We start from the raw sequence: 24,587 nt of genomic DNA on the forward strand, positions 1-24,587 counted from the left end.
TTCCGATGGACGAACAGACCCTCGCCACGCACACCGCCGCCAGCAGCGCGCCGCGCCGCCGCCGGGGCCGCCGCGTGCTGCGCTGGCTGGGCTGGAGCCTGGCCGGCCTTGCGGCGCTGTTGATCGCGCTGGGTGGCGCGCTGTGGTGGTGGGCCGGCACCGACCAGTCGCTGGCCGCCACGCTGGCGCGCGTGGCGCGGCTGATGCCCGCGGGCCAGACCCTGGAGACGCGCGAGGTCAGCGGCTCGGTGCGGCGCGGCGGCCACATCGACCATCTGCAGTGGCGCAGCGACGCGATGCAGGTCACGGTGCAGGACGCCGACATCGGCTGGCTGCTGCGCCCGCTGCTGAGCCGCAAGGTGCAGCTGGGCGAAGTGCGGGCCGCGCACGTGCGCATCGAATCCTTCCCCCAGCCCGACAAGCCGGCCGAGCCCCTGCAGCCGCTGCAGGGACTGCCGCTGCCGGTGGACGTGGACCTGCCCTTCAAGGTGCAGACCATCGAATGGGTGGGCCCGCCGGCTCTCACGGTGCAGGCCCTGGCCGGCCGCTACCGCTATGAAGGCCAGGCCCACCATCTGCAGCTCGACGGCGTGGACGTGGCCGACGGCCACTACAGCGGCACGATGAAGCTGCAGGGCCCGGCGCCCATGGACCTGAAGCTCGCGCTGCAGGGCCGCGTGCAGGCCGCCCTGCAAGAGGGCGAAGCGCCGCTGCAATTGCAGGCCCAGGCCAGTGCCACGGGCCAACTGGCCGGGCCTGATGCGCGCCTGGCCGTCGAAGCCACGCTGCAGCCCGCAGGCGAGGCCGATCCCGCGCGCCCCGTCGATGCGCTGCTCAAGGCCAACATCGCGCCCTGGGCGCCGCAGCCGGTGGTCGATGCCCTGGCCCGGCTGCGCAACATCGATGCGGCCTGGCTGCTGCCGCAGGCGCCGCGCACCCAACTGAGCGGCGAAATCACCGTGCGCCCCGACGAGAGCGCCGGCACGCAGCAGGCCTGGGCGCTCGATGCCGAGCTGCGCAATGCCGCCGCCGCGCCCTGGGACGAAGGCGGTCTGCCCGTGCAGGCCCTGCAGGCCCAGCTCCACTACAACGCGGCCGAGCAGGCCGTGCGCGTGCGCGAAGCCCGCATCGAGGCCGGCCGCGGCAGCATCGAAGCCCAAGGCGAATGGCGGCCCGCACCCGCGCCCTGGCAGATCGAAGCCACCGTGCGCGACCTGCGGCCCGGCCTGCTGCACACCCAACTGGCCGGCGCGCCCATCCGCGGCGAGATCAAGGCCACGCAGAAAGCCGCGGGCGCCGAAAGCGAAGGCACGGTGCTGGACTTCGACGTGGACCTGCAGGCCGCGGGCGAAGGCGCCGGCGCACGCGCGCTCGAGGGGCTGAACCTGCAACTGGCGCAGGCCCGGGGCCGCTGGAGCCTGCCGGCGCAGCTGCTGGAGCTGCGCAACCTGCGCGTGCAGGCCGCGCGCGTGGACGTGCGCGGCCAGGGCCAGGCCCGCATCGCCGAACAGGCGGGCAGCGCGAAGCTGCAGGCCACGCTGCCCGGCGCCAGCCTCGACATCGACGGCCGCATGGCGCCCGCGCAGGGCAACGGCCAGGCGCAACTGCAACTGCGCGACGCCAGCGCGCTGCAAGGCTGGGTCGAAAGCCTGCCCGGCCTGTCCAAGGTCTTTGCCGGCAACAGCCTGCGCGGCGAAGCGCGGCTCGATGCGCGCTGGCAGGGCGGCTGGCAGAGCTTCATGCAGCAGTTGCAGAACCCGGGCCAGCCGCTGCCGCGCGGCAGCGCCGAGCCCACGGTCAACGCGCGGCTCGAGGTGCCCAGCCTGGCGCTGCAGCAGGCTGCAGCCGATGCCCAGGCACCGCGACCCGCGCCCGTGCTGCTGCGCGGCGTGCGCGCCACGCTCGAAGGGCGGCTTGCGCAAGCCAGCCTTGCGCTGCAGGGCCAGGCCGAGCGCGGCACCCAGCGCCTGTCGCTGGACACCCAGGCCAGCGGCGGCCTGCAGCGCGCGGGCGAATGGCGGCTGCAGCTGGCCCGCTTGCGCGCCCAGGCCCAGGACGTGCAAGCCGGCACGCAGCCGCAGCAGCAGCTCGCGCCCTGGACGCTGGCGCTCACGCGCGAATTCAGCAGCCAGGTGCGCATCAGCCAGGGGCTGATCGAGGTGCAGGGCTCGGCCGCCGGCGTCACGCTCAACGGCCCCGTGCCCGGCACCGTCAGCATCGACTGGGAACCGCTGCGCCTGCAGCAGCGCAGCGGCGCCCAGGGCGCCAGCCTGCGCCTGCAATCGAAGGGGCGCATGCGCGGCCTGCCCATGGCCTGGGCCCGCGCCTTTGGCGGCGACGCCAGCCTGCGCGAAATGGGCATCAGCGGCGACCTCGTGTTCGACGGCGACTGGGACATCGACGCCGCCGACCGCCTGCGGGCCCAGGCCCGCGTGGCCCGCGCCAGCGGCGACCTGCGCGTGCAGGCCGGCGAAGCGGCGCTGGTGCGGCGCATCGAAAGCCGCGGCACCGGCACGCGCAGCGAAATCACCATGACGCCGACCGACGAAGGCCCGGGCACGCCGGCCGGCCTGCGCCAGGCCGAGCTGCTGCTGCGCGCCGATGGCGACGCGCTGCAGGCCTCGCTGGTGTGGGACAGCGAACGCGCGGGCACCATCAACGCCGAAGCCGGCACGCGGCTGGTGCAGCAGGGCGGCGGCTGGCAATGGGCCCCCGACGCACCGCTGAGCGGGCGCGTGCGCGCAGCCCTGCCGCAGTTGGGCGTGTGGTCCATGCTGGCGCCGCCGGGCTGGCGCGTGGCCGGCTCGCTGCAGGCCGATGCCACGCTCGGCGGCAACCGGGCCGAGCCGCGCTGGAACGGCACGCTGGCGGCGGACCAGCTGGCGCTGCGCGCACGCGTGGAAGGGCTGGACCTGCGCGACGGCCGCCTGCGCGCCACCCTGGCCGGCGACCGCATGCGCATCGACGAATTCACGCTGCAGGGCGGGCAGGCCAGCCGGGTGCGCATTGCCGGGCGCGGCGGCAACCTGAGCACCGTGGGCAGCGAACTGGGGCGCGACGGCGGGCGCCTGACGGTGCGCGGCGAGGCGCAGTGGAGCGCCAGCGCGCCGCGCATCGACCTGCAGGCCGAGGTGCAACGCCTGCGCGCGCTGGTGCGCACCGACCGCCAGGTGACCGTGTCCGGCAATCTGCAGACCCGGCTGCAGGACGGCCAGTTGCAGGTGCGCGGCAAGATCACGGCCGACCGCGCCGCCATCATCCTGCCCGACGAAAGCGCGCCCAGCCTGGGCAGCGACGTGGTGGTGCGTTCGGCCGCCATCGAGAAGGAAGCGCGCGAGAAGGCCGAGCGCGAGGCGCGCGCGCGCAGCAATGCCGACGCGCAGGACGCCGAAAAGCCCCAGCAGCCCCTGCTGCGCCGGCCGCCCGACATCGAGCTGAGCTTCGACCTCGGCAACGACTTCGCCGTGCAGGGCCGCGGCATCACCACGCGCCTCGAGGGCGCGCTGGACATCCGCGCCAACAGTCTGACGGCCGCGCCGCGCGTGACCGGCGAGGTGCGCACGGTGCAGGGCCAGTACCGGGCCTACGGCCAGGCGCTGGACGTGGAAAGCGGCCTGGCCCGCTTCAACGGCGTGGTCGACAACCCGCAGCTGGACATCTTCGCGCTGCGCCCCAACATCACGCAGCGCGCGGGCGTGCGCATCACGGGCAGCGCACAGGCGCCGCGCGTGGCGCTTTATTCAGACCCGGTGCTCTCGGATGCGGAAACGCTGTCGTGGGTGATCCTGGGCCGGGCTTCGGCGGCCAGCGGCGGCGAGGCCATCCTGATGCAGCAGGCCGCGCTGGCGCTGCTGGGCGGCCTGGGCAAGGGCCAGTCGGGCGGCAGCCTGGCCAGCCGCTTCGGGCTGGACGAGATCGGCTTCAAGGGGCCGGGCGGCGGCGAACTGACGGAGTCCTCGGTCACGCTGGGCAAGCGCCTGTCCAAGGACTTCTACGTGACCTACGAACGCAGCCTGGCCGGTGCGCTGGGCACCCTGTTCATCTTCTACGACCTCACGCGCAACCTCACGCTGCGCGGCCAGGCCGGCCAGCAGAGCGCGGTGGACCTCATCTACACGGTGAAGTACGACTGAGGCCGGCGCCGCAGCGGGGCATTGGCGCCGCTGCGCGCGGCGGCTTTGCTACCCTCGCGCCCCATGATCGCTCCGCTGCCCCCGCGCAAACCCTTCAAGCCCTGGATCCTGGCTCTCATGATTGCAGGCGCCGGCTGCGCCTTCGTGGCCGCCTGGTTTTCCTTTCAGCAGAACCCCGTGTGGGCCACGCGCTTTGGCATCGGCGCGCTGGTGCTGTACGTGGCGGCCATCGTCGCGCGGCGCAGCGGACGCTGAGGCACCGCCTGCGGCGTCAGCGCGGTGCGGCGGGCGCGGGCGTGCCGCTGCCCGGCTGCGCACTGGCGGCTGCGGGCGGCGCGGCCTGCTGCGGCGCCGCGCTGTGGCCGATGCGCGCCCCCGGCTGCCAGAAGGCGTTGAGCATCAGCACGCCCGCGAAGGCCAGGACCACGACCACCAGCGCAATGCGAAGGATGCGCTGGTTGTCGCGTTCGGTCATGCGGCCGTTGGTGCCGGGTGCGGGCGTGCGCTGCGTGGCGCCGCCCGCGCGCGCGGCTTCGGGCTCGCGCGTGCGCGGGTGGGCATGGGCTTGCGGATCGGGATGGGTGGACGGGCTTTGAGGCATGGCGTTCTCTCCGGCTGGGTGTCAGGCTCCCCGCCGCGCGGCGCCTGCAGGAGGCGTGCGCCCGGCGGCTTGCATGCAGTCCAACTTAGGAGGCTGGCCCGGTCCTGCCTGTAGGAATGGGACTTCCGCGCGGGCGGTCCCAGGACGAAGGGCGTGTGAGCGCCGCGCGTGCCACTCCTACGGTTTTGCATTCAAGCGCGGAGCGAGGCGGGGTGCCGCCGACAGTGCTGACGCACGGCAAGGCAGCCCAACGAAGCTATGCGTTTGAAGGCGAAACCGTATCAGGCCGAATCGGCCTGCCACAGCGGCGGATAGTCATGCACGAAGCCCTGGGCGTCGACCGCCAGCTCGGTGCGGAAGTCCAGCCGCGGCGCCGCATAGCCGTAGCGGCCCGGCGCCAGATGTTCGTAGCGCTGCTCCAGCAGGCCCAGGCTGGCATCGGCCATGTCCAGCCAGGCGACGGGGACCTCGGCGGCCTCGCCTTCGGCCAGATGCAGGCGGCGCAGCTGCAAAAGGTTGGTAGCGGGCGTGAAGCCCAGGTCCAGGTCCACGCAGTGCGAGAGTTCGGGCACCGGCTGTTCGTTGAGCGTCCAGCCCTTGGCGCCATGCGCCACCGAGAGGTCGATGGCGGTTTCGCCCAGCCAGCCGCGCACCGTGCCCCACTGCGTGTGCCAGTGGCGGTCGCAGCGCACGCGGTAGTGCAGCTGCGCGATGCGACCGTCGCCGTGCCGGAACACGGCGGCGCCGTCGAGCTGCCAGGCGACATCGTTTTGGTCGAGGCGACAGGCGTCGTGCCCGGGGGCATCGAGGCGGCGCCAGAGAAGGGTGGCGACGGTGTGCATGGGCCGCATGATGGCCCTCGCCCGGGGGCCGCGCAAGTGCCGCTTGCGCCTATCGGAAAAGACGTGCGCGGCTGCGGGTCGGGCCACGTGCGGGCCGGCCCGGCGTGGCCGGGGCAAAGACAATAGCGCGGGTGAGCCCCCCATCCGTGCGCCGCATCGCCCACCTCGACATGGACGCCTTTTTCGCGTCCGTGGCGCTGCTGCGCTATCCGCAGCTCAAGGGCCTGCCGATGGTGATCGGCGGCGGCAGGCGCAAGGTCGATGAGATGCTCGCGCGCGACTGGGCGGGGGTGCCGCAGCACGAAATCCCGGCCGAGGCCTTTCCGCTGCTCAGGGACTATGTGGGCCGCGGCGTGATCACCACCGCCACCTACCCGGCGCGCCAGTTCGGCGTGGGCTCGGCCATGGGCATGATGAAAGCCGCCAAGCTGTGCCCGCAGGCCATCGTGCTGCCGGTGGACTTTGAAGAGGTGCGCCGCATCTCGCGCCAGTTCAAGGCCATCATCACCGACATCGCGCCCGTCATGCAGGACCGCGGCGTGGATGAGGTCTACATCGACTTCACCGACGTGCCCGGCGGCCAGCGCGAGGGCGGGCGCGTGCTGGCGCGGCTGATCCAGAAGTCCATCTTCGCGGCCACGGGCCTGACCTGCTCCATCGGCGTGGCGCCCAACAAGCTGCTGGCCAAGCTGGCCAGCGAGATGGACAAGCCCAACGGCATCACCATCCTGCACGAGGCCGACCTCCAGGCGCGCATCTGGCCGCTGCCCGTGCGCAAGGTCAACGGCATCGGCCCCAAGGCCGACGCCAGGCTCGAGAAGCTGGGCATCCGCACCGTCGGCGAGCTGGCGGCCTGCGAGCGCAGCTGGCTGATCGAGCGCTTCGGCAACGCCAGCGGCGCCTGGATGCACGAGATGGCCTGGGGGCGCGACGAGCGGCCCGTGGTGACCGAGAGCGAGCCGGTCTCGATGAGCCGCGAGACCACCTTCGACCGCGACCTGCACGCAGTACGCGACAAGGCCGAGCTGGGCGCCATCTTCACCGACCTGTGCCGGCGCGTGGCCGAGGACCTGCAGCGCAAGGGCTATGTGGGCCGCACCATCGGCGTGAAGCTGCGTTATGACGACTTCCGCATCGCCACGCGCGACCAGAGCCTGGACCGTTACACGGCCGATCCGGCGCTGATCCGCCGCACCGCGGGCCTGGCGCTCAAGCGCGCGCCGCTGGCGCAGCCGCTGCGCCTGCTGGGCGTGCGCGTGGGCTCGCTGGTGCGCGCCGACAGCCCCGAGGCGCAAGCGCCCGTCAGCCGCGCCGCGGCCGCCGCACCGGTGCCGGTGACGGCCTCGCTGTTCTGAGCATGCGCACGCGCACCGCCCTGCGCCGCTTTTTTCTGTGGCAACTGACGATGCTGGTGGCCGCACCCGTGCTCTACGTCGTGCTGGCGCTGACCGCGCTGGCCTGGCCCGTGAAGCCCGCCACCGCGCCCGGCGGCGATGCGATCGAGGCCTACGTCATCAGCAACGGCGTGCACACCGATCTGGTGCTGCCGCTGCGCGGCGGCGGCGTGGACTGGACCGCGCTCTTTGCGCCTTCGCATGCGCAGGCCGCGCCGGCCGATGCCGAGTTCGTGGCCATCGGCTGGGGCGACCGGGAGTTCTACCTGCACACGCCCACCTGGGCCGACCTGACCCTGCCCCGCGCACTGGGCGCGCTGCTGGGCCGGCACCCCGCGGCCCTGCATGTGAGCTGGCTGCAGCGCGACCAGTTGCCCGCTGGCCAGACCTGGCGGCTGCCCGTGAGCACCGCGCAGCACGCGCAACTGCTGCGCCATGTGCAGCGCAGCCTGCCGCAGGGCAAGGCGCAGCCGATTGCGGGCGCGCACTACCACGCGCAGGACGCCTTCTACGAAGCCACCGGCCACTACAACCTGATGCGCACCTGCAATGAATGGACCGCCGAGGCCCTGCGCGCCGCAGGCGTGGCTGTGCCGCCGTGGGCGCCGTTCGACTTCGGGGTGCGCTGGCACCTGCAGCCGCTGGCGCAGGCTGGCGACTGACACGCAGCAGCGCCGCGGCGGCCCTGGCGGCGGGCCTGCGAGTCCTACAGCCGCTGGCGCCGGCCTGCCGCACAGTGGCAGGCATCGCCCTCCACCCGCACGCCATCGCTTCGCCCTGCCCCATGCCCGCCCCTTCCCGCGCCGCCGCTGCAGCGACCCTGGCCGCCCAGGCGGCCGAGCCCGTCACGCTGGTCTACGTCAACCCCGGCATGCCGGGCCTGCGGCGCCTGGGACAGGCGCCCGACTTCCGCTACCGCGACGCGCGCGGGCGCCCCGTGCGGGCGGCGGCCGAGCTGGCGCGCATCCGCGCCCTGGCCATTCCACCGGCCTACCAGCAGGTATGGATCTGCCCCCTGCCCAACGGCCACCTGCAGGCCACGGGCCGCGATGCGCGCGGGCGCCTGCAGTACCGCTACCACCCGGCCTGGCGCGCCTCGCAGGACGCCGTGAAGTTCGAGCGCATCGAGGCCTTCGGCCGTGCGCTGCCGCGCATCCGCGCGCGCGTGCAGCGCGACCTCGCGCCGGCCACGGCGCGCCGCCCCGCGCCACCCACGCGCACGCTGGTGCTGGCCACGCTGGTGCGCCTGCTGGATGCCACGCGCCTGCGCGTGGGCCATGAAAGCTATGCGCAGGACAACGGCTCCTTCGGCCTGAGCACGCTGCGCAACCGCCATGCCAGGGTGCAGGGCAGCACCCTGCGGCTGCGCTTTCGCGGCAAGGGCGGCGTGATGCACGAAAGCGAGGTGGACGACCCGCGCGTGGCCCGCGTGGTGCGTCAATGCCAGGAGCTGCCGGGCCAGGAGCTGTTCCAGTACGTGGACGAGCAGGGCCAGACGCACCGCGTGCAGGCCGGCGACGTGAACGAGTACCTGCGCGAAGCCTCGGGCGGCGAATTCACGGCCAAGGACTTCCGCACCTGGCACGGCAGCGTGCTGGCGCTGGAGCTCACGCGGCTGGCCTGCGAGGCCTCGGCGCGGGACGCGCAGGCGCTGCCGGCGCGCAGCGCGGCGCTGGCCATCGTGACGGCGGTGGCCCGGCAGCTGGGCAACACGCCCGCCGTGTGCCGCAAGGCCTATGTGCATCCCGATGTGCTGGCGCTGGGCGAATCCATGGCCGACGACGCCGCCACGCTGGCCGCGCTGTGGCCGCGTCTGAGCACGCCACGCCGCCCCCGTGGCCTTCTGGCGGCCGAGGCGCGGCTGCTGCAGTTCATGCGCCAGCAGCGCATCAAGCGCAGCAAGGCGCCGTCCGCGAAGGCTGCACAGGAAAAGAAGAAGGAAGATGCGGCGAAGGCGCCGCGCAAGCGCGCTTGAAGACGCTCAGGGCGCGCGCAGATCGACCACCAGCATGCCGGGCGTGATCTGCACCTCATGGCCCAGGTCATCGGCCAGGGCCTGCAGGCTCACGGCGTCGATGGCCAGGTGGCGCGGCGCGCGATGCGGGGCCAGCGCACCGGCCGGCTGGCCCTGCGCCGCAGCCGCCGACCGGGCCTTGAGCTGCACGCCCCAGTCTTCCACCGGCGAGAGTTCGATGCTGCCCCCGCCTTCCAGCCCGTCATGCCAGTCGTGCAGGTGGCACAGCGCGCCCAGCAACAGGTAGCGCAGGCCCACGGGGTCGGGCCAGCGCTCGGCCGGGCCGGCGTCGGCAGCGGCGCCGCTCAGCGGGTTCAGCGCATCGGCCACCTGCAGCGCGATGCCGTTGAGTTCGAAGGCCGCGCGCATCAGCGACACGGCCTGCGCCACCAGCTCCGCGCGCGTGGGCTCGGTGGCGCCCAGGGCGCCTTCGGGGGTGGGCCATTCCCACTGGCGCAGGGTGCGCAGGCTGTCGGAAATCTCGCTGGTCTGCGACTCCAGCTGCGTGACGCGCGCGGCCAGCGCCTCGGCCGGCGCGGGCGCGTCGGCCTGCGCATGGCGGCGCAGCAGCAGCAGCTGCATGCGCATCAGCGACAGGGGCGCCGCCAGGTCGTGGCGCACCGCGGGCAAGGCCCGCATCAGGAGTTCATGCCGAACCCCCGCGGCCATCCAGCTGCGCGCGCTGGGGGCTGCCTTCATGCGGTGGCGGCAGCAGTGGCCGCCAGCAGGCGGTCCAGCGCGTCGAAATCGATGGGCTTTTGCAGGAAGTGGTCCACATGGGGCGCCGCCTGCCTGCCGGCCGGGTCATTGGGGCCGTAGCCCGAGACGGCCACCAGCACCAGCGGCCTGCCCTGCGCCTGGGCCTGCGCGCGCAGCTGGCGCGCCACTTCGGCGCCCGGCTGGTCGGGCAGCGTGAGGTCGATGAAGGCCAGGCAGAACCGGGCACCTGGCTGGGCCGCCAGGTCCAGCGCCTGCTGTGCGGTATACGCACAGACCGCCTGATGGTCCTGCAGCGCGATCAGCTCCTGCAGAAGTTCGGCGGCAGCCTGGTTGTCGTCGACGATCAGCACGTTCAAGGAAGCACCTTTTTTCTTGAGAGCGGTGGGGTGGCCGGGATGCGCCCCGCCGGGGGCCGGGCCGCGGCCACGGCCCGCCGCGATACGCAGCGGATCAGTATCTGTCGGACAGCGAACGCACGCCTGTAGGAAACCGGCGCGAAACAAAGCGCAACAGCGTGCGCCGCAGCCGCCCGAGGTGCTATTGCCGCGCCGTGCGCAGCGGCACCGGCAGCGCCTGCGGCCAGCTGGTGCGGAAGGGGTTGATGTCCAGCCCGCCGCGGCGCGTGTAGCGGCAGTACACGGCCAGCTTGGTCGGCTGGCAGCGCTGCCAGATGTCCTGGAAGATGCGCTCGCAGCAGGGCTCGTGGAACTCGTTGTGGCGCCTGAAGCTCACGATGTAGCGCAGCAGCCCCGCCTGGTCGATGGCCGGGCCGGTGTAGCGGATCTGCACGCTGCCCCAGTCGGGCTGGCTGGTGACGCGGCAGTTGCTCTTGAGCAGCCGGCTGCTGAGCGTCTCGCTCACGGGCGCCTCGTGCGTGGCCGCGCTCAGCAGCTCGGGCGCGGGCTCGCTGTGCGTGCAGTCCAGGTCCAGCCGGTCCAGATCGAAGCCTTCCAGTTCTGCCACACGCTCCTGGCCGAAATGCTCGGGCAGCACGAGCTTGACGCCCACAGAACTGGGTCGGTAAGAAAGCGCCGGGCCGCCCCAAGCTTTCTGGTCCCCCTCGGGGGGCGGGCCGGGCAAAGCCCGGCCCTGGGGGCTTGGTGCGCCGCGCCAGGCGGCCTCGGAAAGGTCTGTCTTCAAGCGCTCGCGCACGTCATCGGCACTGGCGAACACCGTGCTGTTGAAGCTGTTGAGGTAGAGCTTGAAGGACTTGCTTTCGATGATGTTGGGCGACTCGCAAGGCACCGTGATGTGGGCCAGCGCGATCTGCGGCTTGCCCCGTGCATTGAGCCAGGACAGCTCGTAGGCGGTCCACAGGTCGGCGCCGAAGAAGGGCAGCCGGCCCTCCTCGATGCCCATGGGCACGCGCTGCGCCGCGCGCGGCAGCGGGAACAGCAGGCTCGCGTCGTACTGGTCGACGTAGGCCGAGGCGCGGCCGAGCTGGGACTGTTCGGGGGTGTTGGGGTTCAGGCTCATGGAGGATTCCCGGCGTCCACGGCCTGGAAGAAGGGCAGGATGTGCGAAAGCAGCACCGGCAGCAGGCCGGCCGGCAGGTCGTGGCCCATGCCGGCGATGGCCTCGAAGCGCGCGCCGGGAATGCGGCGCGCCGTGTCGCGTCCGCATTCGATGGGCACCAGCACGTCGCCGTCGCCGTGCAGCACCAGCGTGGGGCTGCTGATGCGCGGCAGCAGCGCGTCGCGCACGCCGGTGTCGGCGCCGATGGCCAGGATCTGCCGGACCAGGCCGGCCGGGTGGTAGGCCCGGTCCAGCGCGGCGGCCAGGCGCTCGCGCGTGGCGGCTTCGTCAAAGGGATAGCCCGGGCTGGCGATCAGACGCACCAGGCTCAGCGAATGCTCGACCAGCGCGGCCTGGCCGCCCTGGCGCGGCGGACGGCTCAGCAGCGCCAGGCCCACGTCCTGCCGGGCCTCGGGCAGACCGCGCGCGCCGCTGGAGCTCATGACGCTGACCAGGCTGCGCACGCGTGTGGGCTCGGCAATGGCCATGCGCTGCGCGATCATGCCGCCCATGGAGGCGCCGATCACATGGGCCTGCTCGATGCCCAGCGCGTCCAGCAGGCCCAGCGCGTCGCGGGCCATGTCGTCGAGGCCATAGGGCGCGCGCACCGGCAGGCCCATCTTCTGGCGCAGCGCCTGCCACATCAGGCCGGGCGTGGGCAGCTCGTCGAAGTACTGCGACAGGCCGACGTCGCGGTTGTCATGCCGCAGCACGCGGTAGCCCGCGCCGGCCAGGCCCTGCACGAAGGCCTCGGGCCAGGCGATCAGCTGCATGCCCAGGCCCATGACCAGCAGCACGGCCGGGCCGCTGCCGCCACTGTCTTCCACTTCAAGGGAGATGCCGTTGGCTTGGACTTTCATGGTCGCTAGGTGAAGACGCGCTCGCGCAGCCACTTGGTGGCCACCCATTTTTCGCCCGCCATGACGGGGGCGCCGCCATGCAGCGTGCGCGTGGCAGGGTCGGGGCGGTCGTAGCTGAAGAACACGGCCGTGCCGCGCACGGGCGCGACTTCCAGGCCGATGTCAGGAAAGGTGGTGGCGCCGCCGGCCTCGGGCTCCTGCAGGTACATCACCAGCGTGCCCACGCGCTGGCCGCCGCGGCGCAGGATGGTGGGCGTGCCGGGTTCGCGCGGGTCGAAGTAGTCGTAGTGCGGGCGGTACTGGGCGCCGGGGCTGTAGCGCAGGATCTGCAGGCCCTCGCCATGGTCCAGCGGCCAGTTCAGCAGCCTGGCGATGCGCGCCTCCAGGCGCTGCACCAGCTCGCTTTCGCCGCGTTCGAAGAACATGCCGTCGCTGGTGCGGTCGGCGTTGAGCGTCTCGCCGCCAGTCTTGGTTTCCACGGTGCGCGAGCGCGCGAGCCGGGCGCGCGCGGCCTCGATCAGCGCCTCGCATTCGGCCGCGTCCAGCAGGTTGCCGAACACCACCACGCGCGGGTGCTGCACGGTCTGCAGCACCTGCACGCGGCGGTCGCCCGCGTCCAGGTACAGCGGCGAGCCCTCCAGGCTGGGGCCGGGCAAGGGCTTGTTGGCGTCGGCGGCCACGCTTTTGGCCACGGCGGCACCGCTGGCGGCCGGGTCGCCGGTGCGGCTGGTCACGCTGCGCTCCACCTCGGCCAGGGCAGCCGTGGTGGCGTCGTCATGCCAGCCTGCGGCCTGCATGGATTGGCGCAGGGCGGCCACGGAATGGCCGGCGGCGAGCTGGGCGACGATCCACTCGCGCAGTTCAGGGCTGATCGGCTGCATGCGGACAAGGCTCCTCGGTGTGCTTGGGTTCTGTGGCAATCAGACAGGGATCGCTTCAGCGCCGCGGCGTTCCCTCAATCGGCCATCTTGCGTCTGAACAGCAGACGCTCGGGCGACGATTCGGAGCGCGCCAGCGCATAGCCCTCCAGATCGAAGGCTTCCAGCTGCCGGGGCGTGGTGGCCTGGTGCTGGATGGCCCAGCGGGCCATCAGGCCGCGCGCACGCTTGGCATAGAAGCTGATGATCTTGTACTGCCCATTCTTCCAGTCCTCGAACTGGCAGTCGATCACCCGCGCCTTCAGGGCCTGGCGATCGACGGCGCGGAAGTACTCCTGCGAGGCGAGGTTGACCACCACGGGCGTGTGGTCCGCGGCCGCGCGCTCGTTGAGGTAATCGGCGATGCGGCTGCCCCAGAAGGCGTACAGGTCCTTGCCGCGCGGGTTGGCCAGCGCGGTGCCCATTTCCAGGCGATAGGGTTGCAGCCGGTCCAGGGGCCGCAGCACGCCGTACAGGCCGCTGAGGATCACCACATGGGCCTGGGCCCAGTCCAGTTCGGCGGTGCTCAGGGTCTTGGCGTCCAACCCGCCGTAGACATCGCCGTCGAAGGCCAGCACGGCCTGCTTGGCGTTGCGGGCCGTGCCCCGGGGCGCCCAGGCGGCATAGCGGCCGACGTTCAGGGCGGCCAGCTTGTCGGACAGCTTCATCAGCGCCGCCACCTGCTGCGGCGACTGCTGGCGCAGCAGGCCGATCAGCTCGGCCGCCGGGCCGCGCGGGCCCTCGAAATGCGCGGCGGTGGCCGCAAGGTCGGCGGGGGCCGGTGTGTCGTAGTCGAGGGATTTGGCGGGAGACAGGAGAAAGAGCATGCGCGGGACCGAAGGTGCAGCCGGAAATTATCCGGCACGCGTGTGGCAGCTTCGGCCCGCGGCAAGGCACCGCCGCTGACTGCGTTCAGGCAGCCGGCGCGCCGCCGTCCTTCAGCCCCAGCAGCCGCATCGCGTTGCCCTTGAGGATGCCGGGCATCACCTCGGGCTTGAAGCCTGCCTCTTCCGAGTCCTTGAGCCAGCGCTCGGGCGAAATCAGCGGCCAGTCGCTGGCGAAGAGCACGCGGTCCTTGAGCAGGGTGTTGGCGTACTGGATCAGCTGCTTCGGGAAGTACTTGGGGCTCCAGCCCGACAGGTCGATCCAGACATTGGGCTTGTGCGTGGCCACCGAGAGCGCCTCGTCCTGCCACGGAAAGCTGGGGTGCGCCATCACGATCTGCATGTCGGGGAAGTCGATGGCCACGTCGTCCAGGTGCATGGGGTTGCTGTATTCCAGCCGCAGGCCGCCGCCGCAGCGCATGCCCGAGCCGATGCCGCTGTGGCCGGTGTGGAAGATGGCCGGCAGCTTGTGCTCGGCGATCACCTCGTAGATCGGCCAGGCCATGCGGTCGTAGGGGTGGAAGCCCTGCACGGTGGGGTGGAACTTGAAGCCCTTGACGCCGTGCTCCTCCACCAGCCGGCGCGCCTCGCGCGCGCCCATCTTGCCCTTGTGCGGGTCGATGCTGGCGAAGGCAATCATGATGTCCGAGTTCTTCTGCGCGGCCTCGGCGATCTCCTCGTTGGGGATGCGCCGGCGGCCCAGTTGCGACTCCGCATCGACGCCGAACATCACGAAGCCGATCTTGCGCTCGCGGTAGTAGTCGATGCTCTCCTGGATCGTGGGCCGCTTGGCGTTCTTGAAGTACTTGTCGGCGGCGCGGTCGTACTCCTCGCCGTAGCTGTCGAAGGGGTTCCAGCAGCTGACCTCGGCGTGGGTGTGGGTGTCGATGGCGATGAGTTGGGAGCAGTCCATGGATGTCTCCGGAGGAGCGGTGTGGCTAGGGTAAGCACTGAGATCGAGGAACCCGATCTTGCCTTGATTTGGTTATTTTGCATAACCATAATCGATGCATTCCCAGGATGCAATCATGACCCACCCCGACCTTTTCTTCGAACGCCAGGACGAGATCGCCATCGTGCGCCTGGCGCGCGGCGCCAAACGCAACGCCCTGAACGACGGCCTGATCCTGGCGCTGCGCGACTGCTTCCAGAACCTGCCCGAGGGCGTGGGCGCCGTGGTGATCGATGGCGAGGGCGAGCATTTCTGCGCCGGCCTGGATTTGTCGGAACTGAAGGAGCGCAATGCCGGCCAGGGCGTGCTGCATTCGCGCATGTGGCACCAGGCGCTCGATGCGCTGCAGTTCGGCCCCGTGCCCGTGGTGGCGGCGCTGCATGGCGCGGTGGTGGGCGGCGGGCTGGAGCTGGCCAGCGCCTGCCACATCCGCGTGGCCGACGAGAGCACCTTCTACGCCCTGCCCGAAGGCTCGCGCGGCATCTTCGTGGGCGGCGGCGGCTCGGTGCGCATTCCCAAGCTGATCGGCGTGGCGCGCATGACCGACATGATGATGACCGGCCGCGTCTACAAGGCCGAGGAAGGCGAGCGCGCCGGCTTTGCGCAGTACCTGGTGCCACAGGGCCAGGCTTTGGCCAAGGCCATCGAGCTGGCCCGCCGCATCGCCACCAATGCGCCGCTGACCAACTACGCGCTGATGCACGCGCTGCCGCGCATCGCCGAACAGCCGGCCGACCATGGCCTGTTCACTGAAGCCCTGATGGCCGGCATCGCGCAGGACGCGCCCGATGCCAAGCAGCGCGTGCGCGCCTTCCTTGAAGGCCGCGCCGCCAAGGTCTCCAGAGACTGATCCCTCACCTCCCGGAGGAAGACATGACGCAAACCGACAAGGCTGCCGACAGCAGCCGGGGCGCAGCCTTGCCCAAATACCGCGCAGCGAACCCTGCCGCGATCTATGGCGTGACGCGCGGCGTGCTGCGCGAGGGCCAGGGCGGGGTGCAGTACCTCACGTGCGACACGGCCCTGCCCCACTACGCCCACCGCATGAATGACCGGCTGGTGCACTGGGCCGCCATCGCGCCCGAGCGCACCTTCATGGCCCAGCGCGAGCGCCTGCCCGACGGCAGCCGCGGCGACTGGGTGCGCCTGAGCTACAGCCAGTTCCTGGCGCGCGCGCGCGCCATCGCGCAGGCCCTGCTGCAATACGGCCTCTCTGAGGAGCGGCCGGTGGCGATCCTGGCCGAGAACAGCCTGGACCATGCGCTGGTGGCCTTCGGCTGCCTGCTGATCGGCGTGCCGCACTGCCCTGTCTCCACGCCCTATGCGCTGGTGAGCAAGGACTACGAGAAGCTGCGCCATGTGATGCAGACACTGACGCCGGGCCTGGTGTTCGCGGCCGACGCGCGCTTTGGCCCCGCCATAGCGGCCACCGTGCCGCCCGAGGTGCCGGTGGTGATGGGCAGCGGCGCGCTGGAAGGCCGCGCCACCCGGCCGCTGGCCGAGCTGCTGGCCACGCACGCCACGCACGCCGTGGACGACGCCATGGCGCAGGTGCACCCCGGCACCATCACCAAGTTCCTGTTCACCTCGGGCTCGACCAAGAACCCCAAGGCGGTGATCAACACCCATCGCATGTGGTGCGCCAACCAGCAGCAGCTGCGCTGCAGCCTGCCGCCGGTGTCGGCGCGGCTGGAGGATGGCTGCGGCCCGGTGCTGGTGGACTGGCTGCCCTGGAACCACACCTTCGGCGGCAACCACAACATCGGCATCGTGCTGAACAACGGCGGCACGCTCTACATCGACGAGGGCAAGCCCACGCCCGCAGGCATCGGCGAGACGCTGCGCAACCTGCGCGAGATCGGACCCACGATCTACTTCAACGTGCCCACCGGCTTCGAGGCGATCGCCGACGCGATGGAGCAGGACGCGCAGCTGCGCCGCAAGCTGCTGGAGCGCTGCCAGCTCTTCTACTACGCCGGCGCCGCGCTGCCGCCGGGCGTGCTGGACAAGCTCTACCGCATTGCCGAGGCCGAGGTGGGCGAGCGCATCGTGATGGGCACCGGCCTGGGCATGACCGAGTCGTCGCCCTTCGCGCTGAACGTGACGCGCCCCGACATGGTGGCCGGCGAGCTGGGCCTGCCTGCCGCGGGCCTGGAGCTGAAGCTGGTGCCCAGCGACGGCAAGACCGAGATCCGCTACCGCGGCCCCAACGTCACGCCCGGCTACTGGCGCATGCCCGAAGCCACGCACGAGTCCTTCGACGAAGAGGGCTTCTTCCTGACCGGCGACGCCGTGCGCTGGATAGACCCCGACAACCTGCACCTGGGCCTGCGCTTCGACGGGCGCATCGCCGAGGACTTCAAGCTGACCACCGGCACCTTCGTGAGCGTGGGGCCGCTGCGGGCCAAGGTCACCGCCTTTGGCGCGCCCTATGTGCAGGACGTGGTGCTCACGGGCCTGAACATGAAGGAAGTGGGCGCGCTGATCTTCCCGACCCAGGCCGTGCGCGAACTGGCGCAGCTGCCGGCCCACACGCCCCTGGCCGAGGTGCTGCAAAGCGCCGCCGTGCAGGCGCATTTCCAGACCGTGGTCGACCGCCTGGCGGCCGACGCCACGGGCAGCGCCAACCGCATCGCACGCGCCGTGCTGGTGGCCGAGCCCCCTTCCATCGACAAGGGCGAGGTCACGGACAAGGGCTCCATCAACCAGCGCGCCGTGCTCAAGCACCGCGATGCCTTCGTGCAGGCGCTGCATGGCGATGGGCTGCCCTTCACGCTCAAGCCCCAATGGAACTAAGCCGGAGACACACACCATGAAGATCCAAGGACAGGCCGCCCTCGTCACGGGCGGCGCATCGGGCCTGGGCGAGGCCACCGCGCGCGAACTGGCCCGCCTGGGCGCCAAGGTGGCCGTGCTGGACCGCAACGCCGAGCTGGCCGCGAAGGTGGCGGCCGACATCGGCAGGGAACACGGAGACGGCTGCGCCGTGGCCTTCGCCTGCGACATCACCGACACCGCCAGCGTGGAAGCCGCGCTGGCCGGGGCCGAGGCCGCGCACGGCCCCGCGCGCATCCTCATGAACGTGGCGGGCATCGGCTCGGCCAAGCGCGTCGTGGGCAAGGACGGCAACGCGGCGCCGCTGGAGGACTTCGCGCGGGTGATCGGCATCAACCTGATCGGCACGTACAACGTCAGCCGCCTGTTCGCCGCGCGCTGCGCGAAGCTGGCGCCACTGGCAGGCGAAGACGGCGAGGGGCGCGGCGTGATGGTGTTCACCGCCTCCGTCGCAGCCTTCGACGGCCAGGTGGGCCAGCAGGCCTACAGCGCCTCCAAGGCCGGGCTGGCGGGCATGACGCTGCCGATGGCGCGCGACCTGGCGCAGCACGGCATCCGCGTCTGCACGGTGGCGCCCGGCATCTTCGCCACGCCGCTGCTGCTGGAGCTGCCCGAGCCGGTGCAGCAATCGCTGGCGGCCGCCATTCCGTTCCCCCCGCGCCTGGGCAAGCCTTCGGAATTCGCCGAGCTGGCCTGCCACATCGTGACCAACGGCCACCTCAACGGCGAGGTGATTCGCCTCGACGGCGCGCTGCGCATGGCGCCGCGCTGAGAAGGCCTGAACGCATCCTTCATTCACCCAGCCATCCACCCTGCCCCGCCCTGTATCCCACCCTGCACCCGGCCTTTGAGTCAGGAGATACCTTCATGCCGATACCCGCACGCCGCCGCTGCCTTCAACTCATGCTGAGCGCCGCCGGCGCGGCCACCTGGAATGCCGCCGTGCCGCTGCGCGCCTTCGCCGCCCAGGGTGCCGGGCTGCCGGTGGACCAGGTGCAGATCTACTACGGCTTTCCGGCCGGCAGTTCGGGCGATGCCGTGGCGCGCCGCATCGGCGAAAAGCTGGCCGGCTCGGCCTACACGCGCAAGGCGGCGGTGATCGAGAACAAGACCGGCGCCGCCGGTCGCATCGCGCTGGAAAGCCTGAAGTCGGCGCCGGCCGACGGCACGGTGATGGCGCTGGCGCCGCTGGGCGCGATGACCATCCACCCGTACACCTACAAGGTGCAGCGCTACCGCAACGAAGACTTCCAGGTGGTCGGTCGCGCGGCCGTCATGCACCACGGGCTGGCGGTCGGGCCGCTGGTGCCGGACAGCGTGAGGACGCTGAAGGACTTCCTGGCCTGGGCCAAGGCCAACCCGAGCAAGGCCGCCTTCGGCTCGCCCGGCGCCGGCTCCACGCCGCACTTCATCGGCGCGCTGCTGGGCATCGACAGCGGGATCGAACTGCGCCACGTCCCCTACCGGGGCTCGGTGCCGGGCGTGACCGACACCGTCGGCGGGCAGATCGCCGCCATGGTCACGCCCAGCGGCGACTACCTGCCCTTTCTGTCGGCCGGCAAGCTGCGCGTGCTGGCCACCTCGGGCAGCCGGCGCTCGCCCCATCTGCCACAGGTGCCCACCTTCGCCGAGCAGGGCTTTGCCGATCTGACGGTAGAGGAATGGTTCGGCTTCTACATGCCCGCCAAGACGCCGCCGCACATCGTGCAGGCCGCCAACGCCGCCATCAATGCCGCTCTGGGCGACCCGCGCGTGGCCGACAGCCTGGCCAGCCTGGGGCTGCTGGTCAAGGGCGGCACGCCGCAAGAAGCCGCCGCCGAACTCAAGGCCGACCACGAGCGCTGGGGCCCGCTGGTTCGCAAGATCGGGTTCACCACCGATTCCTGAGCCTTGCGCCGAGCCCGCTCATCCCATTCATCCACTAGGAGACAACCATGTTCGAACGCCGCCATTTCCTGCACACCCTGGGCAGCGCTGCCGCACTGGCAGCCCTGTCGCCGATGTCCGCGCTCGCGCAGGCGCTGGACCAGGTCAAGATCATGTACGGCTTTCCGGCCGGCAGCGCGGGCGACAGCGTGGCCCGCCGCGTGGCCGAGAAGATCGGCGGCACGGCCTACAGCAAGAACCCGGGCTTCGTCGAGAACAAGCCCGGCGCGGGTGGCCGCATCGCGGTGGAAACGCTCAAGAACTCGCCGGCGGACGGCTCCGTGCTGACGCTGGCGCCGGTGTCCGCGCTCGCGGTGTATCCCTACATCTACCCCAAGCTCAGCTACAAGCCCGAGGAGGTGACGCAGGTCTCCATCGGCGCCATCATGTTCCACGGCCTGGCCGTGGGCCCGGCCGTGCCGGCCGAGGTGAAGACGCTCAAGGACTTCCTGGCCTGGGCCAAGGCCAACCCGGGCCAGGCCAGCTACGGCTCGCCGGGCGCGGGCTCCATGCCGCACCTGCTGGGTGCGCTGCTGGGCATCCGCTCGGGCGTGGACCTCAAGCATGTGCCCTACCGCGGCACGGTGCCCAGCATCACCGACCTGGTGGGCGGCCAGATCGCCGCGGCCATGAACCCCAGCGGCGACTACCTGCAGTACATGAAGAGCGGCCGCGTGCGCGTGCTGGCCACCTCGGGCAGGAAGCGCTCGCCCTACCTGCCCGATGTGCCCACCTTCACCGAGCTGGGCTACCCCGACGTGACTTCGGAGGAATGGTTCGGCTTCTACGCGCCGGCCAAGACGCCGGCTGCCACGCTGGCCAACGCCAATGCCGCGATCACGGCCGCACTCAAGGACAAGACGGTGATCGATTCACTGGCCCTCGTCGGCCTGGTGGCGCATGGCAGCACGCCGCAGGAAATGGCGGCCGACCAGAAAGCCGAGTTCGAGCGCTGGGGCCCGCTGGTCAAGCAGATCGGCTTCACCGCTGAGTCATGACCTCCCCCCGTTGGACCGCCCTCGCCGCCGCGTTGGCGCTGGCTGCATGCGGCCACGCGCCGCAGGGCGCGGCACCCGCGCTGGCCGAAGCCCGCCCCGGCCCGCTGCAGCAGTGCGAGGCGCTGGCGCGCGGGGCGCTGCCGGCGGGCACGCGCCTCACGCGCACGCAAGCCGTGGCCGCCGCGCCAGCCACCGGCACCACGCCGGCCGTGCCCGCGCACTGCCTGGTGCAGGGCCAGCTCCACGAGCGCAGCAGCCCGGTCGACGGCCAGCGCTACGCGATCGGCTTCGAGCTGCGCCTGCCGCAGGCCTGGAACGGGCGCTTCTTCCACCAGGTCAACGGCGGGCTGGACGGCGCGGTGGTGCCGGCCATGGGCGCCATCGGCGGCGGCGCGCCCACGCACACGGCGCTGCAACAGGGCTTTGCCGTCGTCAGCTCCGACGCCGGCCACAGCGGCGCGCAGAACCCGCGCTTCGGGCTCGACCCGCAGGCGCGCATCAACTACGGCTACGGCGCGGTGGCCCAGCTCACGCCCGTGGCCAAGCAGCTGATCGCCAGCGCCTACGGGCGCGGGCCGGACCGTTCGTACATTGGCGGCTGCTCCAACGGCGGACGCCACGCCATGGTGGCCGCCGCGCGCCTGCCCGGCGAATACGACGGCGTGCTGGCCGGCAACCCCGGCTTCAACCTGCCGCGCGCGGCCGTCGCGCAGCTGTGGGGCGCCCAGCAGTGGGCCCCGCTGGCCACGGCGCGCACGCCGCAGGGCCAGCCCGAGCTGCAGAGCGCCTTCACGCCCGCGCAACTGGCGGCGGTGGCCCAGGGCGTGCGTGCGCGCTGCGATGCACTGGACGGCCTGGCCGACGGCATCGTGAGCGACGTGAAGGCCTGCCAGGCGCAGTTCGACCTGATGCGCGACGTGCCGGGCTGCACGCCCGGCGCCAGCAGCAGCGGCAGCAACGCCGGCAGCGCCTGCCTGGCGCCGGCACAGAAGGAGGCGCTGGCGCGCGTCTTCGCGGGTGCGCGCAACAGCCGCGGCCAGCCGGTCTACAGCAGTTTTCCCTTCGACCCGGGCATCACCGGCCAGGACTGGCGAAGCTGGAAGTTCGCCGCCCCGGCCACGCGCGACGCGGCGGCCGTGGCCTTCATCTTCGCGACGCCGCCGATGCATGAGCGCCCGCAAGGGCTGGACTTTGCACTGGGCTTCGACATGGACCGCGACGCGCCCAGCATCGGCGCCACGGCGGGCCTGTACACCGAATCGGCCCTGGACTTCATGCTGCCCCCGGCCGGCGACCTGCAGCCCCTGCGCCAGCGCGGCGCGCGCATGATCGTCTACCACGGCACGGCCGACGGCGTGTTCTCCTCCGACGACACGGCCCGCTGGTGGACGCAGCTGGACAGCGCCCACCAGGGCCGCGCGGCCAGCTTTGCGCGCTACTTCCCCGTGCCGGCCATGAACCATTGCCGCGGCGGCCCGGCCACCGACCAGTTCGATCTGCTGACGCCACTGGTCGACTGGGTGGAGCGCGGCGTGGCCCCCCAAGCCGTGCCGGCCCGCGCGCGCGGCGCGGGCACGGCCAGCCCCAACCCCGAGGTGCCGGCCGACTGGTCGCCCACGCGCAGCCGACCGCTGTGCGCCTGGCCCGCCGTGGCGCGCTATCGTGGCGGCGACCCGGAGCTGGCGGCCAGCTTTGCCTGCAGCCCGTCCTGACCGTTCCTTCCTCCGCCTTCCTCTTCCTGCCTGTGCCCGATGGACTACGCCCCCCGCCCCGATGATTCGCTGTTCCTGATCGACACCGTGCTGGGGGCGCCGGCACAGCTGGCGGCCCTGCCGGCCTTCGCCGACAGCGCCGACGCCGCCCTGATGCGCCAGGTGCTGGAAGAGGCCGGCCGTTTCGTGGGCGAGGTGGTCGCGCCGCTGAACCGCACGGGTGACGAGATCGGCTGCCGCTTCGACAACGGCGCCGTGGTCTCGCCCCCGGGCTTCAAAGAGGCCTACCAGGCCTTCTGGCAGGCCGGCTGGCCCGCGCTGTCGGCGGCCGTGGAGGACGGCGGCCAGGGCCTGCCCGCGGTGCTCGACGCCGTGCTCTATGAATGGCTCTCGGGCGCCAACCACGGCTTCACCATGGCGCCGGGCCTGCTGCATGGCGCCTATGAATGCCTCAGGCATCACGGCAGCGAAGAACTGAAAGCGCGCTACCTGAGCAAGATCGCCACCGGCGAATGGCTGGCCACCATGGCGCTGACCGAAGCCCACGCGGGCAGCGACCTGGGCCGCGTGCGCACGCGCGCCACCCCGCAGGCCGACGGCAGCGTGCTGCTCAGTGGCAGCAAGATCTTCATCTCCGGCGGCGAGCACGACCTGACGGACAACATCGTGCACCTGGTGCTGTGCCGCCTGCCCGATGCGCCCGAGGGGCCCAAGGGCCTGTCGCTGGTGCTGGCGCCCAAGGTGCTGGAAGACGGCACGCGCAACGCCATCCATTGCGAGCGCATCGAGGAGAAGATGGGCCTGCACGGCAGCCCCACCTGCGTGCTGCGCTTCGACGAGGCGCGGGGCTGGCTGGTGGGCGAGGCCGGCAAGGGCCTGAACGCCATGTTCGTGATGATGAACGCGGCGCGCCTGCATGTGGCGCTGCAGGGCATCGGCACGCTGGACGCAGCCTGGCAGAAGGCCCATGCCTACGCGCAGGAGCGCCAGCAGATGAGAGTGCCCGGCGCCACGGGCGCTGAGCCCAGCCTGATCGCCGAGCACCCGGCCATCGCGCGCATTCTGGACACGCAGCGCGCCTGGATCGACGGCGGGCGCCTGATCGCCTACCGCACCGGCCTGCAACTGGACCTGGCGCGCCATGCGCCCGAGCCCAAGCTGCGCGAGCGCGCGCAGCGCTGGTGCGCCCTGGTCACGCCCATCCTCAAGGCCGCCTGCACGCAGCAGGGCTTCGAGGGCGCGAGTGCCTGCCTGCAGGTCTTCGGCGGGCATGGCTACGTGCGCGAATGGGGCGTGGAGCAGCATGTGCGCGACGTGCGCGTGGCCATGATCTACGAGGGCACCAACGAGATCCAGGCCATCGACCTGCTGGTGCGCAAGGTGCTGCCCGACGGCGGCGCCGCCCTCTCGGCCGTGCTGCTGGAACTGCGCGACGAGCTGGACGCCTCGCGCGAGGCCGACGCCGACGCGCAGCGCCGCCTGGCGCAACTGCGCTACCTGGGCACCAGCGTGGCGATGGCCGCGCAGGCCAACCCGCGCCTGCCCTATGAGGTGGCAGACGACTTCCTGCGCGTGACCATGCTGGGCCTGATGGCCTGGGCCTGGGCCCGCATCGAAGCCCACAGCGGCACCGACGATGCGCGCTGGCAGGCGCCCGCCGCCGCCTTCCGCCGCCATGTGCTGCCGGAGTTCGAGATGCGCCTGGGGCTGGTCAAGCGCGCCGCCGAAGGTGTGCTGGGCGCGCATGCGCAGCCGCCGGGCGCCGCCCTCGCGCGACAATGAGCGCACGATGCCAGCCGCACCCCGCAAGAAGACTGCCGCCACCCCCTCTGCCGCTGCGCCCGCGCCCGCCCCCGAGCGGCTGGAAGCCGGCACCCTCGAAGCCCTGATCGGCTACAACACGCGCCGCGCCTACAGCGTGATCAGCGCGCTGTTCTTCGAACGCATGGCGCCCTACGGGCTCAAGCAGGTCGAGTACTCGGTGCTGGCGCTGCTGGCCCACAACCCCGGCGCCACCTCGCGCCAGTTGTGCGCCACCCTGGACATCCTGCCGCCCAACCTGGTGAGCCTGATCTCTGCGCTGGACCGGCGCGGCCTGATCGAGCGCCGCCCGCACCCGCGCGACGGCCGCGCCATCGGCCTGCACCTCACGGCCGCGGGCCTGGCATTGGCGCAGGAAACCGAGCAGGTCGTGATCGAGCTGGAAAGCGACGCCGCAGACGCGCTGACGGCGCGCGAACGCGAGACGCTGCGGAACCTGCTGCAGAAGCTGTACAAGGCATAG

At 71.8% G+C, this 24,587-nt stretch carries 22 protein-coding genes; 13 read left to right on the forward strand and 9 right to left on the reverse strand.

Annotation, left to right across the window (positions count from 1 at the left end; translation table 11 throughout):
* Positions 1–5 precede the first annotated feature (5 nt).
* Together PGB34_RS03545 and PGB34_RS03550 are read left to right on the forward strand one after the other, a co-directional pair.
* Complete coding sequence (locus PGB34_RS03545; protein WP_271426685.1) at positions 6–4,133, forward strand: translocation/assembly module TamB domain-containing protein; 4,128 nt, start codon at positions 6–8, stop codon at positions 4,131–4,133.
* A gap of 63 nt (positions 4,134–4,196) precedes the next feature.
* On the forward strand, positions 4,197–4,388 hold the full coding sequence (locus PGB34_RS03550) for a hypothetical protein (protein WP_271426686.1): 192 nt from the start codon (positions 4,197–4,199) through the stop codon (positions 4,386–4,388).
* 16 nt (positions 4,389–4,404) lie between these two features.
* Here the strand turns inward: PGB34_RS03550 and PGB34_RS03555 are convergent, their stop codons facing one another.
* Positions 4,405–4,734: a hypothetical protein gene (locus tag PGB34_RS03555; protein ID WP_271426687.1), complete on the reverse strand. Its 330-nt coding sequence runs from the start codon at positions 4,732–4,734 to the stop codon at positions 4,405–4,407.
* A 281-nt stretch (positions 4,735–5,015) separates the two neighbouring features.
* Complete coding sequence (locus tag PGB34_RS03560) at positions 5,016–5,576, reverse strand: putative glycolipid-binding domain-containing protein (RefSeq protein WP_271426688.1); 561 nt, start codon at positions 5,574–5,576, stop codon at positions 5,016–5,018.
* Positions 5,577–5,746: 170 nt separating this feature from the next.
* On the opposite strand from PGB34_RS03560, the gene PGB34_RS03565 reads away from it, so the two are divergent.
* The 3 genes from PGB34_RS03565 to PGB34_RS03575 all read left to right on the forward strand — a co-directional run bounded on the left by PGB34_RS03565 (position 5,747) and on the right by PGB34_RS03575 (position 8,945).
* Complete coding sequence (locus PGB34_RS03565; RefSeq protein WP_271426896.1) at positions 5,747–6,931, forward strand: Y-family DNA polymerase; 1,185 nt, start codon at positions 5,747–5,749, stop codon at positions 6,929–6,931.
* A 2-nt stretch (positions 6,932–6,933) separates the two neighbouring features.
* The gene (locus tag PGB34_RS03570) at positions 6,934–7,632 is read left to right on the forward strand and encodes a TIGR02117 family protein (RefSeq protein WP_271426689.1); all 699 of its coding nucleotides are present in this window, start codon (positions 6,934–6,936) and stop codon (positions 7,630–7,632) included.
* A 122-nt stretch (positions 7,633–7,754) separates the two neighbouring features.
* Entirely contained in the window at positions 7,755–8,945 is a 1,191-nt protein-coding gene (locus PGB34_RS03575; RefSeq protein WP_271426690.1) for a DNA topoisomerase IB, read from the forward strand.
* Positions 8,946–8,951: 6 nt separating this feature from the next.
* On the opposite strand, the gene PGB34_RS03580 is transcribed toward PGB34_RS03575, so the two are convergent.
* From PGB34_RS03580 to PGB34_RS03610, 7 genes are all read right to left on the reverse strand, one after another.
* A complete protein-coding gene (locus tag PGB34_RS03580; RefSeq protein ID WP_271426691.1) occupies positions 8,952–9,683 on the reverse strand; it encodes a hypothetical protein in 732 nt (243 codons plus the stop codon).
* On the reverse strand, positions 9,680–10,054 hold the full coding sequence (locus PGB34_RS03585) for a response regulator (RefSeq protein WP_271426897.1): 375 nt from the start codon (positions 10,052–10,054) through the stop codon (positions 9,680–9,682). The genes PGB34_RS03580 and PGB34_RS03585 overlap by 4 nt, the downstream gene beginning before the upstream one ends.
* 187 nt (positions 10,055–10,241) lie before the next feature.
* Positions 10,242–11,180, reverse strand: a complete 939-nt coding sequence (locus PGB34_RS03590) for an NADPH-dependent 7-cyano-7-deazaguanine reductase (protein WP_271426692.1) — start codon at positions 11,178–11,180, stop codon at positions 10,242–10,244.
* Positions 11,177–12,079 (reverse strand): alpha/beta hydrolase, encoded by a 903-nt coding sequence (locus tag PGB34_RS03595; RefSeq protein ID WP_271426693.1) that lies wholly within the window; start codon positions 12,077–12,079, stop codon positions 11,177–11,179. The genes PGB34_RS03590 and PGB34_RS03595 overlap by 4 nt, the downstream gene beginning before the upstream one ends.
* A 5-nt stretch (positions 12,080–12,084) precedes the next feature.
* Positions 12,085–12,960 carry a 2OG-Fe(II) oxygenase gene (locus PGB34_RS03600; RefSeq protein ID WP_271426694.1) on the reverse strand — a complete coding sequence of 292 codons (876 nt, stop codon included), beginning with the start codon at positions 12,958–12,960 and terminating at the stop codon, positions 12,085–12,087.
* Between the two features lie 74 nt (positions 12,961–13,034).
* The gene (gene yaaA, locus PGB34_RS03605) at positions 13,035–13,823 is read right to left on the reverse strand and encodes a peroxide stress protein YaaA (RefSeq protein WP_271426695.1); all 789 of its coding nucleotides are present in this window, start codon (positions 13,821–13,823) and stop codon (positions 13,035–13,037) included.
* Between the two features lie 85 nt (positions 13,824–13,908).
* A complete protein-coding gene (locus PGB34_RS03610) occupies positions 13,909–14,793 on the reverse strand; it encodes an amidohydrolase family protein (protein ID WP_271426696.1) in 885 nt (294 codons plus the stop codon).
* A gap of 115 nt (positions 14,794–14,908) precedes the next feature.
* Here PGB34_RS03610 and PGB34_RS03615 point away from each other — a divergent pair, with 115 nt between their 5' ends.
* The 8 genes from PGB34_RS03615 to PGB34_RS03650 all read left to right on the forward strand — a co-directional run bounded on the left by PGB34_RS03615 (position 14,909) and on the right by PGB34_RS03650 (position 24,587).
* A complete protein-coding gene (locus PGB34_RS03615; protein ID WP_271426697.1) occupies positions 14,909–15,682 on the forward strand; it encodes a crotonase/enoyl-CoA hydratase family protein in 774 nt (257 codons plus the stop codon).
* Positions 15,683–15,705: 23 nt separating this feature from the next.
* Positions 15,706–17,628, forward strand: a complete 1,923-nt coding sequence (locus tag PGB34_RS03620; RefSeq protein ID WP_271426698.1) for a feruloyl-CoA synthase — start codon at positions 15,706–15,708, stop codon at positions 17,626–17,628.
* 16 nt (positions 17,629–17,644) lie between these two features.
* Positions 17,645–18,439 (forward strand): SDR family NAD(P)-dependent oxidoreductase, encoded by a 795-nt coding sequence (locus PGB34_RS03625; RefSeq protein ID WP_271426699.1) that lies wholly within the window; start codon positions 17,645–17,647, stop codon positions 18,437–18,439.
* Between the two features lie 131 nt (positions 18,440–18,570).
* Positions 18,571–19,554, forward strand: a complete 984-nt coding sequence (locus PGB34_RS03630) for a tripartite tricarboxylate transporter substrate-binding protein (RefSeq protein WP_271426700.1) — start codon at positions 18,571–18,573, stop codon at positions 19,552–19,554.
* Positions 19,555–19,601: 47 nt separating this feature from the next.
* Positions 19,602–20,591, forward strand: a complete 990-nt coding sequence (locus PGB34_RS03635; protein WP_271426701.1) for a Bug family tripartite tricarboxylate transporter substrate binding protein — start codon at positions 19,602–19,604, stop codon at positions 20,589–20,591.
* Complete coding sequence (locus tag PGB34_RS03640) at positions 20,588–22,303, forward strand: tannase/feruloyl esterase family alpha/beta hydrolase (RefSeq protein WP_271426702.1); 1,716 nt, start codon at positions 20,588–20,590, stop codon at positions 22,301–22,303. The genes PGB34_RS03635 and PGB34_RS03640 overlap by 4 nt, the downstream gene beginning before the upstream one ends.
* A 39-nt stretch (positions 22,304–22,342) precedes the next feature.
* Complete coding sequence (locus tag PGB34_RS03645) at positions 22,343–24,085, forward strand: acyl-CoA dehydrogenase family protein (protein WP_271426703.1); 1,743 nt, start codon at positions 22,343–22,345, stop codon at positions 24,083–24,085.
* Positions 24,086–24,092: 7 nt separating this feature from the next.
* The gene (locus tag PGB34_RS03650; RefSeq protein WP_271426704.1) at positions 24,093–24,587 is read left to right on the forward strand and encodes a MarR family winged helix-turn-helix transcriptional regulator; all 495 of its coding nucleotides are present in this window, start codon (positions 24,093–24,095) and stop codon (positions 24,585–24,587) included.

This window comes from Xenophilus arseniciresistens, assembly GCF_028023875.1.
In the GTDB taxonomy this organism is placed as follows: Bacteria; Pseudomonadota; Gammaproteobacteria; order Burkholderiales; family Burkholderiaceae_C; genus Xenophilus; species Xenophilus arseniciresistens.